This is a genomic window from Bradyrhizobium erythrophlei (assembly GCF_900129425.1).
GTDB classification, from domain to species: Bacteria; Pseudomonadota; Alphaproteobacteria; order Rhizobiales; family Xanthobacteraceae; genus Bradyrhizobium; species Bradyrhizobium erythrophlei_C.
Genome location: NZ_LT670817.1, coordinates 7894946 through 7907807, shown reverse-complemented (window position 1 = coordinate 7907807; position 12862 = coordinate 7894946). Strand labels below are relative to the sequence as shown.

Here is a 12862-nt window from a genome sequence, read left to right as displayed (position 1 = left end):
GATTCCACTTTAAGCCGAAACGCGCTACGCACAGGGCCATGTCTACTGCATCAATTTTGCCCGCGGCTTTGCGTGCGCGCCGCAGGCTAAGCATCCGGCGACTGGCGGCGTGGCTTGCGGCGTGCGCCAGCGATCCGGAGGCCGGCCCGTGGCTGGTGATCGGCTTTGCCGCCGCGCACGCCGTGCTGTGGACCTTCATCCTGATCAATCTCAAGGCGGCGCAGGACGTCCATATGGACGTCGCGGAAGCCTTCGCCTGGGGCCAGAAATTCCAGCTCGGTTATGGCAAGCATCCGCCGCTGGCGGGCTGGGTCGCAGGTCTCTGGTTCCGGTTCTTTCCGGTCGCCGATTGGGCCACTTACGCGCTGGCGATGACGACGCTCGGCTGCGGCCTGGTGATCTGCTGGCTGATCAGTTTGCGTGTGGTGGATCGCCGCCGCGCGTTCTTCGTCGTGGTGATGCTCGCGCTCTATCCAATCTTCAATTTCAAGGGTTTCAAGTACAATCCCGATCTGCTGCAACTCGTGACATTGCCGCTAGTGGTGCTGGCCTATCTGCATGCGTTCGAGAAGCGCAGCGTGCGCGCCGGCCTGTGGCTCGGGCTCGCCGGCGCGCTGGCGCTGATGACGAAATACTGGGTGCTGACCATGATCGGCGCCATCGGCATCGCCGCGCTGTTACATCCCGATCGTTGGCTTTTCCTGCGCTCGCCGGCGCCGTGGGTCGCCATTGCCACCCTGGTGGTCGCGATGCTGCCGCATCTGTGGTGGCTGTGGCAGGTCGACTTCGTGCCGCTGACCTATGCCGGCGATGTCTACGGCCTGTCGAGCCGCGCCCAGACCGCCCAGCTTGTGCTCGGCTATGTCGTCCACAATCTGGCGCTGCTCGCGGCCCCCGTGGCGCTGGCAGCGATTGCCCTGGCATGGCGGCCGGGATGGTGGGTGACCCTGGTGCGGCAACCGTTGGCGCTGGTGATGCGCCCATGGTCGCGCGGCGCCAACGCGGGCGTGAACTTTTCGCAGGCGCTCAACATCTGGATCATCCAGATCGTGGTCGCGATCGGACCGCCGCTCGGCGGCTTGATTTTCATGGTCTACATGAAGACCGATTGGGGAATATCGCTGTTCTTTCTGACCCCGCTGGCGCTGGTCGCTATACCCTCGCTGCGCGTTCAACGGATGGCGCTGTTTCATATCGCCGCGATCTGGCTTGCGATCACGCTGGCAGCGCTTGCCGCGTCGCCCTATATCGCCGTCCGCGAGATGGCCGCGAATCCCAACGGCGCCTCAGGCTATGGCGCGCGCTCGCAGCTTGCCCACGAGCTGACGCAAGCCTGGCAGACGCGTTTCGGTACGCACTGGGCCGTGGTCGCCGGCACCACCGAGGTCGGCGAACCCATGACGTTCTACAGCCCGGATCATCCGGCCCCGTTCACGCCGGGCGAAGTCTGGTCGTCGGGGCTGACGTCGCTCGAGGAGGCCAAGCGGCTTGGCTTCATCGGCATCTGCGACACGTCGGACGGACGGCTGCCGGCCTGCGAGGCGTGGATGGCGGCCAATGGCAAGGATGCCGAGCAACTTGCGATTACGACGCAACGCTTCTTTCACGGGCATCCCGGTCCGGCCATCACCTGGAAAGTCTATATCGTTCCGCCGGCGAAGTAGCGCCCCGATCCTAAGCGCCGATCACGTGCCTTCTTCGTTGAACTTGCTGGCGACCAGTTCGGTGATGGCTTCGATGGCGGCTTCGGCGTCGGGGCCGATCGCGGAGACGGTGATGGTGGTCCCCGGGCCCGCGGAGAGCATCATCAGTCCCATGATCGAGGTGCCGCCGACCGTCTCGCTGCCGCGCGTCACCCAGACCTCGGCATTGAAGCGCTCGACCATCTGCACGAATTTTGCGGAAGCGCGCGCGTGAAGACCGCGTTTGTTGATGATGGGGAGTTCCCGAGACACCGCGCCCGACGGGACGGCTGGCCCGGCATCGTTCTCGGGCGACGGGGCGTCGTCGCTCATTTGCCGGCGAGAACCCGGCTGGCGATGGTGACGTATTTGCGGCCGGCTTCCTGAGCCATCGCGATGGCGTCGGGAAGCGAGCGCTCTTCGCGAACCTTGGCAAGCTTGACCAGCATTGGAAGGTTGATTCCGGCGAGCACTTCCACTTTCGGTCGGCTCATGCAGGAGATCGCGAGATTGGAGGGCGTGCCGCCGAACATGTCGGTCAGGATGGCCACGCCATCGCCGCTGTCGACGCGGTTGACCGCTTCAATGATGTCGCTGCGACACAAATCGGAGTCGTCCTCGGCTCCAATCGTAACGGCTTCGATTTGCTTTTGCGGGCCCATGACATGTTCGAGCGCCGCCTTGAACTCGTCGGCAAGGCGCCCATGGGTCACAAGTACTAGACCAATCATCGGAAACTCCTCGCGGGTGCTTTTGGTGCACCGCACGAACGCGCCACTTTGACCATCCAGAGCCCCTGCGCAAGGGGGGATCTTCGCGTTTCTCCCGGAAATTAGCGGTAGAGAGGAGAGTCTGCGTCGGTCTATTCGGTCGCGATAGTGTGACTTATATGGTTACCAATTCCCTTCAAACAATCGGATGAAGGAAGGGTGGAAATCGTACCCCCGGTTGTCGTTAGCGCGGCGACAACCAAGGGGAGTGCCGTAAAACCGGCTGCCACGGGAATTCGCGGTATTTGCACACCGTAAATGCGCGTCAGCAGCTTTTCCGAGGGCGGCAGGCGCTCCGCATCGGCGGCGCAGAGGTCCACGACCAGACCCACGATGGCTTGGGCGGCGAAGTCGCAGCGGCGAATGCCGAGCCCGCGAATTTCGATCAGGCCAGCCAGTTCGCGGGCCGGGCGGACCCATAATTGGCCCTCGCCTGCGTCCAGATGGACGCGATCATCGCCGATCAGCACGGCCCGGGGAATTTGTCCCGAGCGTCCGGCAAGGACGAGATCGAACGCCAGCCGCGATTTGCCGGCGCCGGAGGGCCCGCGGATCAGCACCGCGCGATTTTCTACCAGCACCGCGGAAGCGTGGACGCTCGCGCCTGTGGCGTTCGTCATGGCGCGGGCAGCCTGACCACGAAGCGCGCCCCCACAACCGCCGCCTCGCCATCGGCGCCGGGCGGGCCGGCGCGATTCTCGGCCCAGATGCGCCCGCCGTGCGCTTCGATGATCTGCTTCGAGATCGACAGCCCCAGCCCGGAATTCTGCCCGAAACCCTGATGCGGCCGATCGGTGTAGAAGCGCTCGAAGATTTTCTTCAGCGCATCCTCGCGAATCCCCGGCCCGTCGTCGTCGATCACGATTTCGATTTCCGATCTCACGCGGCGGCAGAAGATCCGCACCTTGCCGCCGGCGCTGGAAAATGACTGGGCGTTGACCAGGAGGTTGGAAATCACCTGTCCCAGCCGCGAATCATGGCCGGGTACCGAGAAGGTATCGGCGGCGCTGCGGCCTTCGAAGCGGACTTCGACGGCGACGTCGTGGCCGAGCCGGGTTTCGTTGGCGACCGACGTCAGCGTCGTGAGCAGGCGGCGAAGATCGACCGGCGACATATCCTGCCGCTGCAGTTCGGCGTCGAGCCGGCTTGCATCGGAAATGTCCGATATCAGCCGGTCGAGCCGCTTGACGTCATGCTCGATCACCGACAACAGCCGTGCACGGCTGTTTTCGTTGCGCGCCAGCGGCAGCGTTTCGACCGCCGAGCGCAGCGAGGTCAGCGGATTCTTCAACTCGTGGGCGACATCGGCGGCGAACATCTCGATCGCCTCGATGCGGTTATAGAGCGCGTCCGTCATGTCGCGCAGCGCGCCGGAGAGATGGCCGATCTCGTCGCGGCGGCGGGTGAAATCGGGAATCTCGACGCGGGTCCTGATGCGGCGGCGGACGCGCTCGGCGCTGTCGGCGAGCCGGCGCACGGGACCTGCGATGGTGCTCGCCAGCAGCAAGGACAGCACGATCATCACGGCGGAAGCGACGCCGCCGACTTTCAAGATCGCCAGCCGCTCGGCGGTGACCATCTGGTCGATGTCGTCGCCCTGGGTCGAGAGCATCAGCGCGCCATGGATGGCGCGGAACCGCTGCACCGGCACCGCGACCGAAACGATGATTTCGCCGCGCTCGTTGATGCGCACCATGCTGCTCTTCTGGCCCTGCAGCGCTTCGCCGACTTCCTGATAACCTTTGCCGTTCTCCGGCCCGAGTTCGCGATAGAGCGGAAGGTCGCCGCGATTGAGCCAGGTACGGATCGCGATGGTCGTGCGTTCGACGATGCCCGGCTTCTCGACCGACGGTGGCGGCAGTTCGAACCGCAGCACGTCGCCGCGTCCGTACAGATTGCGGCTGTCGAGAATGAGCCCCCCGTCGCGGTCGTAAATGCGGGCGCGGGTCTTGGTCGGTAAAATCAATCGCCGCAACACCGGCGCGACGCGTTCCGGATTGATCGGAAAATCCAGCCCGGAATATTCGTCCGGAGCGCCGTAGGTTTCACCGGGCTTCAGATCCTGCAGCCGGTCGGGATCGATGGTGATGGTGTTGGTCTCGACGGTTGCGGAAGCCGCGATCGCACCGGCGATGATCTCGGCCGACACCGAAAGACTTTGCGCCCGCGCGTCGATCAGGCCGGCACGGAATTGCGAGAGATAAAGGATGCTCGCCACCAGCGCGACCAGGCCGGCAAGATTCAAGGAAACGATGCGGCGGGTGAGGCTCGAAAAGCTGAGCGCGAAGAAGAACTGCCCGGCGCGGCGCAACCAGCCAAGCGGCCGCTGCCAGCCCTGCACCGGCGGATTTTCAACGGCAGCATCGTCCAAAACGAGGGCCGCCGCGGCGCCTTCGGCATCCATGCTTACATCAGGCTGCGTTCGATCAAGCAATGGCCAAACCTGCCGGTTGTTTCGAGTCTTTACGATGCGCGTCGCCTTCGCATCCTATCCCAGCCGGGCGGCGGCGTCAGGTAACAAACCGCAACCCAATGCGCATGATCAGGTTTCTTTGAAGCGGTAGCCCACACCGTACAGGGTCTCGATCATTTCGAAATCGTCGTCCACCACCTTGAACTTCTTGCGCAGCCGCTTGATGTGGCTGTCGATGGTGCGATCGTCGACATAGACCTGATCGTCATAGGCCGCGTCCATCAGGGCATTGCGGCTCTTCACCACCCCGGGGCGCGTCGCCAGCGCCTGCAGGATCAGAAATTCCGTCACCGTCAGCGTCACCGGCTCGTTCTTCCAGGTGCAGGTGTGGCGCTCCGGGTCCATGCGCAGCAGGCCGCGGTCGAGCGCCTTGGCATCGGTTTCCTTCGGAACAGCCGTGGGATCCTTCGGCGCCGCGCGGCGCAGCACGGCCTTCACCCGCTCGACCAGCAGCCGCTGCGAGAACGGCTTGCGAATGAAATCGTCGGCGCCCATTTTGAGGCCGAACAATTCGTCGATCTCCTCGTCCTTGGAGGTGAGAAAGATCACCGGCAAGTCCGACTTCTGCCGCAGCCGCCGCAACGTCTCCATGCCGTCCATGCGCGGCATCTTGATGTCGAGGATCGCAAGGTCCGGCGGACTGGTGCGAAAACCGTCAAGCGCCGAAGCACCATCCGTATAGGTCATGATGCGATAGCCTTCGGCTTCGAGCGCGATCGAGACGGAGGTAAGAATGTTGCGGTCGTCATCGACCAAGGCGATTGTGGGCATGAGCCTGCTTTCCGTAACGGAGTGGCTGAAACGGCGAGCAATCCAGCGATGCGCCGCATAGTTGGGCTTTACAGCCCGGTCAACGAGCAATGCAAGCTGGGCTGAAGTGTGACCTAGTTCCCGAATGCCGGGCTAGCCGTAGGTTCCGAGCCTATATAGATACCGATTTAGCCCGGAAAAGGCCCTTTTTGCAATGGGATATGCTGAGATGATCGATGCAACCCACCCCTGATTTCGACGCAGCCGGCCTGGCCCGGTCGCTGCTGCGGCGCAGCCGGCAGGGGGCTTTGGCCACGCTGATGGCCGACAGCGGCGATCCTTATTGCTCGCTGGTGAATGTCGCAAGCGACGCCGACGGCGCGCCGATCCTGCTGATTTCGCGTCTGGCGCTGCACACCAGGAACATCCTCGGCGATAGCCGGGTCTCGCTGATGCTGGACGAACGGGCCCAGGGCGACCCGCTGGAGGGATCGCGGATCATGCTGGCGGGACGGGCGGAAGAGGCCGATGGCGATGGTCTGGAAACTCCACGCCGGCGCTACCTCAACGCCCATCCTTCAGCGGAAGCCTTTGTGAATTTTAAGGATTTTTCGTTTTTCCGGATCCGGCCGAAGGGCGCCCATCTGGTGGCCGGGTTCGGGCGGATCGTGGACCTCAAGCCGGAGCAGTTTCTGACCGACATTTCCGATACGGGAGCGTTGCTCGAGGCCGAGCAGGGCGCGATCGAGCACATGAATGCCGATCATCGCGAGGCCATGAACCTTTATGCGACGAGGCTACTTGGCGCCTCGCCGGCGGACTGGCGCTGCACCGGCTGCGATCCGGACGGACTCGACATGCAGGCTGGCACACACGCGCTGCGGCTGGATTTTCCGCGACGCATTGTCGCCCCTGCCGAATTGCGGCAGATGCTCAAGGAACTGGCCGATCGGGCCCGCGCTGCAGCAAGCATTTGAGCCGAAACTATGACCGCGCCGGATATACCAAATATTCCGGGATCGGCTTGGCAAGCCCGGCGTTGATCAGTATTAGGTCGCCGGACCGGGGCTGCGAGGCTATATTGACGGTTACCGCGACAGAGACGCGTCGGACTATTGGCGCTGGAGATACGCGGGTTCGAGGAGGATTCTTCCGTGCAAGAGACGGGCGTGCATAACGGTGCCTTCGGCGCCGATAAATTCGGCTTAAAAAAACTCAAGGGCGTCAACTGGAACTTCGGCGCGCCGCAACTCTATCAGCACTCGCTGGCCGCCGGCGAAGCCGTGCTTTCCGCCGACGGCGCGTTGTGCGCTGACACCGGTGAGTTCACTGGCCGAAGCCCCAAGGACAAATTCACCGTTCGCGACGCCACCACCGACAAGAACATGTGGTGGGCCGGCAACCAGTCGATCACTTCGGAACAATTCGAAGCGCTGTACGCCGATTTCCTCAAGCACGCCGAAGGCATGACGCTGTTCGCGCAAGACCTTTATGGCGGCGCCGATCCCGCCTTGCGGATCAAGACCCGCGTTTTTACCGAACTCGCCTGGCATTCGCTGTTCATCCGCACCTTGTTGATTCGACCCGAGACGACAGAGCTCGCGGGCTTTGTGCCTGAACTCACCATCATCGATCTGCCGAGCTTCAAGGCCGATCCCAAACGCCATGGCGTGCGTTCGGAGAACGTGGTCGCGATCGATTTCGCCCGCAAGATCGTCCTGATCGGCGGGTCTTATTATGCCGGCGAGATGAAGAAGTCGGTGTTCACCACGCTGAATTATTATCTGCCCGAAAAGGGCGTGATGCCGATGCACTGCTCGGCCAATGTCGGACCCGACGGCGACACCGCGATCTTCTTCGGCCTGTCCGGCACCGGCAAGACCACGCTGTCTGCCGACCCGAAACGCACCCTGATCGGCGACGACGAGCATGGCTGGGGCGCGGACGGCGTGTTCAATTTCGAGGGCGGCTGCTACGCCAAATGCATCAAGCTTTCCGAGGAAGCCGAGCCCGAGATTTATGCCGCCAGCAAACGCTTCGGCGCGGTGCTGGAGAACGTCGTGCTCGACGGACATACCAGGGAGCCGGACTTCGATGACGGCTCGAAAACGGAAAACACCCGCTCGGCCTATCCGCTCGAATTCATCCCCAACGCCTCGCGCAGCGGCCGCGCGCCTCACCCGAAGAACCTGGTGATGCTGGCGGCGGATGCGTTCGGGGTGATGCCGCCGATCGCGAAATTGACGCCGGCGCAGGCGATGTATCACTTCCTGTCCGGCTATACCGCGAAGGTGGCGGGCACCGAGCGCGGCCTCGGCAAGGAGCCGCAGCCGGAATTCTCGACCTGCTTCGGCTCGCCGTTCCTGCCCCGCGATCCGTCGGTGTACGGCAATTTGCTCCGCGACCTCATCGCCAAACACGATGTCGATTGCTGGCTGGTCAACACCGGCTGGACCGGCGGCAAATACGGCACCGGCCGCCGCATGCCGATCAAGGTGACGCGGGCGCTCCTGACCGCGGCGCTGAACGGCTCGCTGCGCCATGCCGATTTCCGCACCGACAAGTATTTCGGCTTCGCGGTGCCGACCTCGCTGCCCGGCGTCGAGCCGCATATTCTCGATCCGATCAAGACCTGGGCCGACAAGCTCGAGTTCGACAAGACCGCGCGGGCGCTGGTCGGCATGTTCCAGAAGAACTTTGCCAAGTTCGAAGCCCAGGTCGACGCCGACGTCCGCGCCGCCGCGCCGGATCTGAAGCTCGCGGCGGAGTGAGATCGCACTCGGTCATGGCCGGGCTTGTCCCGGCCATCCACCGCTTCTTGCATGCTCGATCTGCGAGACGTTCATGCCCGGCACAAGGCCGGGCATGACGACTAATTCAATCTGCCAAGCCTACGCCTTGAAATACGCAATCTGATGCGTGGTCGCGAGCAGGCGTCCGCCGGGTGACCACAACTCGCCAGCCTGGTCGCCGTAGCTCTTGTGGAAGATCTTGGCGGTCGGGCGGGAAGACCGGCGTCAGCGGGTTGCCTCGCGCTGCGCGCCCGTTTCCTGCAGTCCCTGCGGCGCAATCCCGCGCACCGGCACGTTCCAGATATCCTGGGCGTATTCGCGGATGGTGCGGTCGGAAGAGAACCACGGCATCCGCGCCACGTTGAGAATACTGGCCCGCGTCCAGGCCGGGATCACCTGCCAGCGCGCGTCGATGCCACGCTGCGCCTCGTAATAGGCGTCGAAATCCGCGCTCACCATGTAATGGTCGAGATAGCGCAGCGCGTGCCCGATCGATTCGAAGCGCGCGGGTTCGCCGGGCGAGAACGCGCCGCTTTCGATCGCGGTGATGGCGCGCCCGAGCTTCGGCGACCGCCGGATTACGTCGGTCGCATCCAGCCCCTGCTTGCGCCGCACCACCACGTCCAGCGCCTCCATGCCGAAGATCGTGATGTTTTCCGGGCCGACGTGGTCGCGGATTTCGATATTGGCGCCGTCGAGCGTGCCGATGGTCAGCGCGCCGTTGAGCGCGAGCTTCATGTTGCCGGTGCCGGAGGCTTCCATGCCCGCGGTCGAAATCTGTTCGGAGAGGTCGGCGGCGGGAATGATTACCTCGGCGAGGCTGACATTGTAGTCGGCAAGGAACGCGACCTTCAGGAGCCCCCCGATATCGGGGTCGTTGTTGACGACCTCGGCGACGTCGTTGATCAGCTTGATGATCAGCTTGGCGTAGCGATAGCTCGCCGCCGCCTTGCCGGCGAAGATTTTCACCCGCGGCACCCAGTCGCGCTGCGGCTCGTCCTTGATCGCCTGATACAACGCGATGGTCTCGAGGATGTTGAGCAGCTGCCGCTTGTATTCGTGGATGCGCTTGATCTGGACGTCGAACAACGCGCCCGGATCGACCTTGATGTTGAGGCGCTCGCCGATCAGCCGCGCCAGCACGATCTTGTTGTGGTGCTTGACGGTGCGGAAACGCTGCTGGAACGCGGTGTCGCTGGCGTGGGCCTCGAGCAGTTCAAGCCTTGAGGGATCGTCGAGCGCGGCTTCGCCGCAGACCTCGCGCAACAGGTTGGTCAGCTTCGGATTGGCCAGCATCAGCCAGCGGCGGAAGGTGATGCCGTTGGTCTTGTTGGTGATGCGCCCCGGATAGAGATGATTGAGATCGTGGAACACGGTTTCCTTCATCAGGTCGGAATGCATCGCCGAGACGCCGTTGATGCGATGCGATCCGACGAACGCCAATTGTCCCATCCGCACCCGGCGGCCGGACCTCTCGTCGATCAGGGAGACCGAGGCCCTGAAATCGACGTCGCCGGGGCAGCGGGCATCCGCCAGTGCCAGATGCGCGACATTGATGCGGTAGATGATTTCCAGATGGCGCGGCAGCAGCCGTTCGAACAATTCGACCGGCCAGGTCTCGAGCGCTTCCGGCAGCAGCGTGTGGTTGGTGTAGGACAGCGTCGCCACCGTGATCTTCCAGGCGTCGTCCCAACGGAAGTTGTGCAGATCGACCAGAATGCGCATCAGCTCGGTGACGGCGAGACTGGGATGGGTGTCGTTGAGCTGCACCGCGGCCTTTGACGCCAGACCGCGCAACTGCCCGTCCGACGTCAGATGGCGCTGAATCAGGTCCTGCAGCGAGGCAGAGACGAAGAAATATTCTTGCCGCAGCCGCAATTCGCGGCCCGCCGGGCTCTCGTCGTTCGGATAGAGGAACTTGCAGATCGATTCGGCGCGTGCCTCCTCAGCGCTGGCGCCGAGATAGTCGCCGCTGTTGAAGACGTCGAGCTTCAGCGGATCGGGCGAGCGCGCCGACCACAGCCGCAGCGCGTTGACGTGCTGGCCGCGCCAGCCCACGATAGGCGTGTCGTAGGCGACGGCCTGCACGGTTTCGGCCGGGCGCCAGCTCGCGCAGTCGCGGCCGTTGACGTCGAGGTGTTCGACGCTGCCGCCGAAATGGACGTGGTAGACGACCTCCGGCCGCTGGAATTCCCAGGGGTTGCCGAAGCTCAGCCATTCATCGGGATATTCCTGTTGCCAGCCCTGCGCGATGATCTGGCGGAACAGGCCGAAATCGTACCGGATGCCGTAGCCGATGGCGGGAATCGCAAGCGTCGCCATACTCTCCATGAAGCACGCCGCAAGCCGTCCGAGACCGCCATTGCCGAGCGCCGCATCCGGCTCGCATTTGCGCAAATCCGCAAGATCAACGCCGAGATCGCCAAGAGCTGCCTCGAACACCGGCAGCAGCCCCATATTGTTCAGCGCGTCGGTGAAAAGGCGGCCGATCAGAAATTCCAGGCTGAGATAGTAGACCCGTTTGCGGCCGGCGTCGTAGCTCTGCTTTTCAGCCGTGAGCCAGTGGTGCACGATGCGGTCGCGCAGCGCCAGCGCCGCCGCCTTGTACCAGTCGTGCCGGCTCGCCATGCCGGTGTCCTTGCCGATCGCCAGCCGCAGCTTGGCGAGGATCGCGCCCTTGATCTCGGCCAGCGCCAGTTCGTCGACCGGCTGTCCGAGCGTCGGAAAATTCGCTGCGAAGGGTTGATCTGGCAAAGCTCAAATCCTGGAAATTGGTCCTGGCGAAATGTACGCCCGTTATGGCCCGATCGAAACCCGCCAGCGGCGTTGTTTGCAGTGCGGTGCCATGTTTTTATGCAAGGACCGGGCCGGTTGTCGGCATCTGCGCGTGCGCCGCGTGGTGATATAGTGGCATCCGGGAAATCCGATGTCGTGATCATTTTTGCGCGAAGTCACTTTGGAAAGGGACCGGCCATGAGATTGACCATCGAGATTGTCGCCGCCGCAGTGCTGGTGTTCTGCATCACCGCCACCAGCGCGGCCTTCGCCGCCGGCAGCAAGACGGGCCGGAGTGCCGACGGCCTGGGCTGCTCGTTCAGTGCCCCGGCCAACGCATCTCCCGCGGCGCGCTGTGCCGCGATTCGAACGCAGTGCGGCGGAAAGTTCTACGCCAATTATTGCAGCGACAAGATGCTGTCGGCGATGTGAGTTCTGAAGATTCGTTCGTCGTCCCGGCGAAAGCCGGGACCCATCTTTGTGGCGTCAAAGCAAGTGGGATAAGTCATTCCACTCTGGATTCACCTTTTCGATCAACCGAATTTTCCAGGCCCGTCGCCAATTCTTAAGCTGCTTCTCGCGTGCGATCGCATCCAGCGGCGATGAAAACTCTTCCACGTGCAGGAGGCGGTGCACGCCGTACTTCTTGACGAATTCCGAGCCCAGACCGGCGCGATGCTGCTCAAGCCTTGCCCGCAGGTTGTTGGTGACGCCGATATAGTGCGTTCCGTTTCTGCGGCTGGCGAGAATGTAGACCCAATAGGTGCCCGCGCTCATCGCTCGAACGACCTCGATCGCGGCGCCATGGGTCCCGGCTCAAGGCCGGGACGTCGGAACAAATTAAGAACACTTTAGCAAGTCTTTGATATATCATAGTGATTCGGCGCCGCGCCGATACAACATCTAGGGTCTCTCCGGGATTTCGAGGACTACATGTCCGCCTGATAATACAAATTATGCCGATTTTATAAGGTTTTCTTGAATTCCAAATTTTTCTTTCCACGTCTGTTTCCACAAAGGCGACTTGGTCTCTGGCCATCCGGGGCTATCTGGCGATATCGTTTTGGGTTTTTGCCCGGGCCGTGCTATATACCAGCCTTCGCCCGGTCCTAAACGGGCAGCATGGTCTAGCGACCATGAAGGCATAGGCACCGCCGACATCCTCCGGCAATGACGGGATACTAAAGCCCCGTTGAGGTCTCCAAGGGAGACCTTTGCCATGAGTGCCCAAATCATCCCGAGCAATTGCCAAACCGTCGAAGAGGTCGCCGAATATCTCAACGTGGTCCCGTTGACGGTGCGGCGACTGATTAAGGCCAAGAAACTTAAAGCTTCAAAGGTCGCGCGCCGCGTCCGGATACGGCCAGCCGACCTTGAGGCGTATCTCGACGCGAACCCCGCGTAATCGCCATGGGCATCCCGAAAGGCGATTATCACAAGGGGGTGGCGGGCGAGTTTGTTCTGCCGCGCATGGCCGATGCCGGCGGATATTATTTCCAACGCTGCGACTGCGGGCTGGTTCACCGTCTCGACTTCGCGATCACAGAAGAGCACGGGCTGGAGATACGCGTCTAGAAATTGATGGACGCTGAACGCAAGCCCGTTTTCGCGATCCCGCCA

13 protein-coding genes and 1 pseudogene are annotated in these 12862 nt (G+C 62.8%); 6 read left to right on the top strand and 8 right to left on the bottom strand.

Annotation, left to right across the window (positions count from 1 at the left end; genetic code table 11):
* The first annotated feature begins 38 nt into the window (after positions 1 to 38).
* The gene (locus B5527_RS37590; RefSeq protein WP_079605982.1) at positions 39 to 1664 is read left to right on the top strand and encodes a glycosyltransferase family 39 protein; all 1626 of its coding nucleotides are present in this window, start codon (positions 39 to 41) and stop codon (positions 1662 to 1664) included.
* 21 nt (positions 1665 to 1685) lie between these two features.
* Here B5527_RS37590 and B5527_RS37585 read toward each other — a convergent pair whose 3' ends face one another.
* From B5527_RS37585 to B5527_RS37565, 5 genes are all read right to left on the bottom strand, one after another.
* On the bottom strand, positions 1686 to 2015 hold the full coding sequence (locus tag B5527_RS37585; RefSeq protein ID WP_079605981.1) for an HPr family phosphocarrier protein: 330 nt from the start codon (positions 2013 to 2015) through the stop codon (positions 1686 to 1688).
* Positions 2012 to 2413, bottom strand: coding sequence for a PTS sugar transporter subunit IIA (locus tag B5527_RS37580; protein ID WP_024509305.1), 402 nt, complete (start codon positions 2411 to 2413; stop codon positions 2012 to 2014). Before B5527_RS37580 ends, B5527_RS37585 begins: the two co-directional genes overlap by 4 nt.
* Before the next feature lie 131 nt (positions 2414 to 2544).
* Positions 2545 to 3072 carry an HPr kinase/phosphorylase gene (locus tag B5527_RS37575; protein ID WP_079605980.1) on the bottom strand — a complete coding sequence of 176 codons (528 nt, stop codon included), beginning with the start codon at positions 3070 to 3072 and terminating at the stop codon, positions 2545 to 2547.
* Positions 3069 to 4886, bottom strand: a complete 1818-nt coding sequence (locus B5527_RS37570; protein WP_079605979.1) for a sensor histidine kinase — start codon at positions 4884 to 4886, stop codon at positions 3069 to 3071. The genes B5527_RS37575 and B5527_RS37570 overlap by 4 nt, the downstream gene beginning before the upstream one ends.
* A 108-nt stretch (positions 4887 to 4994) precedes the next feature.
* On the bottom strand, positions 4995 to 5696 hold the full coding sequence (locus B5527_RS37565; RefSeq protein ID WP_029587720.1) for a response regulator transcription factor: 702 nt from the start codon (positions 5694 to 5696) through the stop codon (positions 4995 to 4997).
* Between the two features lie 215 nt (positions 5697 to 5911).
* On the opposite strand from B5527_RS37565, the gene B5527_RS37560 reads away from it, so the two are divergent.
* Positions 5912 to 6652: a HugZ family protein gene (locus B5527_RS37560; protein ID WP_079605978.1), complete on the top strand. Its 741-nt coding sequence runs from the start codon at positions 5912 to 5914 to the stop codon at positions 6650 to 6652.
* A gap of 177 nt (positions 6653 to 6829) precedes the next feature.
* The gene (locus tag B5527_RS37555; RefSeq protein WP_079607805.1) at positions 6830 to 8446 is read left to right on the top strand and encodes a phosphoenolpyruvate carboxykinase; all 1617 of its coding nucleotides are present in this window, start codon (positions 6830 to 6832) and stop codon (positions 8444 to 8446) included.
* A 120-nt stretch (positions 8447 to 8566) separates the two neighbouring features.
* Here the strand turns inward: B5527_RS37555 and B5527_RS46910 are convergent.
* Positions 8567 to 8671: pseudogene (locus B5527_RS46910) on the bottom strand (thioesterase family protein); the annotation flags it as partial.
* 21 nt (positions 8672 to 8692) lie between these two features.
* Positions 8693 to 11221 (bottom strand): glycogen/starch/alpha-glucan phosphorylase, encoded by a 2529-nt coding sequence (locus tag B5527_RS37550; RefSeq protein ID WP_079605977.1) that lies wholly within the window; start codon positions 11219 to 11221, stop codon positions 8693 to 8695.
* Between the two features lie 219 nt (positions 11222 to 11440).
* Here B5527_RS37550 and B5527_RS37545 point away from each other — a divergent pair, with 219 nt between their 5' ends.
* Positions 11441 to 11674: a hypothetical protein gene (locus tag B5527_RS37545; protein ID WP_079605976.1), complete on the top strand. Its 234-nt coding sequence runs from the start codon at positions 11441 to 11443 to the stop codon at positions 11672 to 11674.
* Positions 11675 to 11728: 54 nt separating this feature from the next.
* On the opposite strand, the gene B5527_RS37540 is transcribed toward B5527_RS37545, so the two are convergent.
* Entirely contained in the window at positions 11729 to 12019 is a 291-nt protein-coding gene (locus B5527_RS37540) for a GIY-YIG nuclease family protein (protein WP_079605975.1), read from the bottom strand.
* A 442-nt stretch (positions 12020 to 12461) separates the two neighbouring features.
* Here B5527_RS37540 and B5527_RS37535 point away from each other — a divergent pair, with 442 nt between their 5' ends.
* Positions 12462 to 12647, top strand: coding sequence for a helix-turn-helix domain-containing protein (locus tag B5527_RS37535; RefSeq protein ID WP_079605974.1), 186 nt, complete (start codon positions 12462 to 12464; stop codon positions 12645 to 12647).
* Positions 12648 to 12652: 5 nt separating this feature from the next.
* Positions 12653 to 12817: a hypothetical protein gene (locus tag B5527_RS44930; RefSeq protein WP_154072739.1), complete on the top strand. Its 165-nt coding sequence runs from the start codon at positions 12653 to 12655 to the stop codon at positions 12815 to 12817.
* Positions 12818 to 12862 lie beyond the last annotated feature (45 nt).

Coding starts and splice junctions, on each gene's coding strand:
- B5527_RS37590 (WP_079605982.1), top strand. CDS start 39: ATGTCTACTGCATCAATTTTGCCCGCGGCTTTGCGTGCGCGCCGCAGG.
- B5527_RS37580 (WP_024509305.1), bottom strand. CDS start 2,413: ATGATTGGTCTAGTACTTGTGACCCATGGGCGCCTTGCCGACGAGTTC.
- B5527_RS44930 (WP_154072739.1), top strand. CDS start 12,653: ATGGGCATCCCGAAAGGCGATTATCACAAGGGGGTGGCGGGCGAGTTT.
- B5527_RS37560 (WP_079605978.1), top strand. CDS start 5,912: ATGCAACCCACCCCTGATTTCGACGCAGCCGGCCTGGCCCGGTCGCTG.
- B5527_RS37575 (WP_079605980.1), bottom strand. CDS start 3,072: ATGACGAACGCCACAGGCGCGAGCGTCCACGCTTCCGCGGTGCTGGTA.
- B5527_RS37540 (WP_079605975.1), bottom strand. CDS start 12,019: ATGAGCGCGGGCACCTATTGGGTCTACATTCTCGCCAGCCGCAGAAAC.
- B5527_RS37565 (WP_029587720.1), bottom strand. CDS start 5,696: ATGCCCACAATCGCCTTGGTCGATGACGACCGCAACATTCTTACCTCC.
- B5527_RS37585 (WP_079605981.1), bottom strand. CDS start 2,015: ATGAGCGACGACGCCCCGTCGCCCGAGAACGATGCCGGGCCAGCCGTC.
- B5527_RS37535 (WP_079605974.1), top strand. CDS start 12,462: ATGAGTGCCCAAATCATCCCGAGCAATTGCCAAACCGTCGAAGAGGTC.
- B5527_RS37545 (WP_079605976.1), top strand. CDS start 11,441: ATGAGATTGACCATCGAGATTGTCGCCGCCGCAGTGCTGGTGTTCTGC.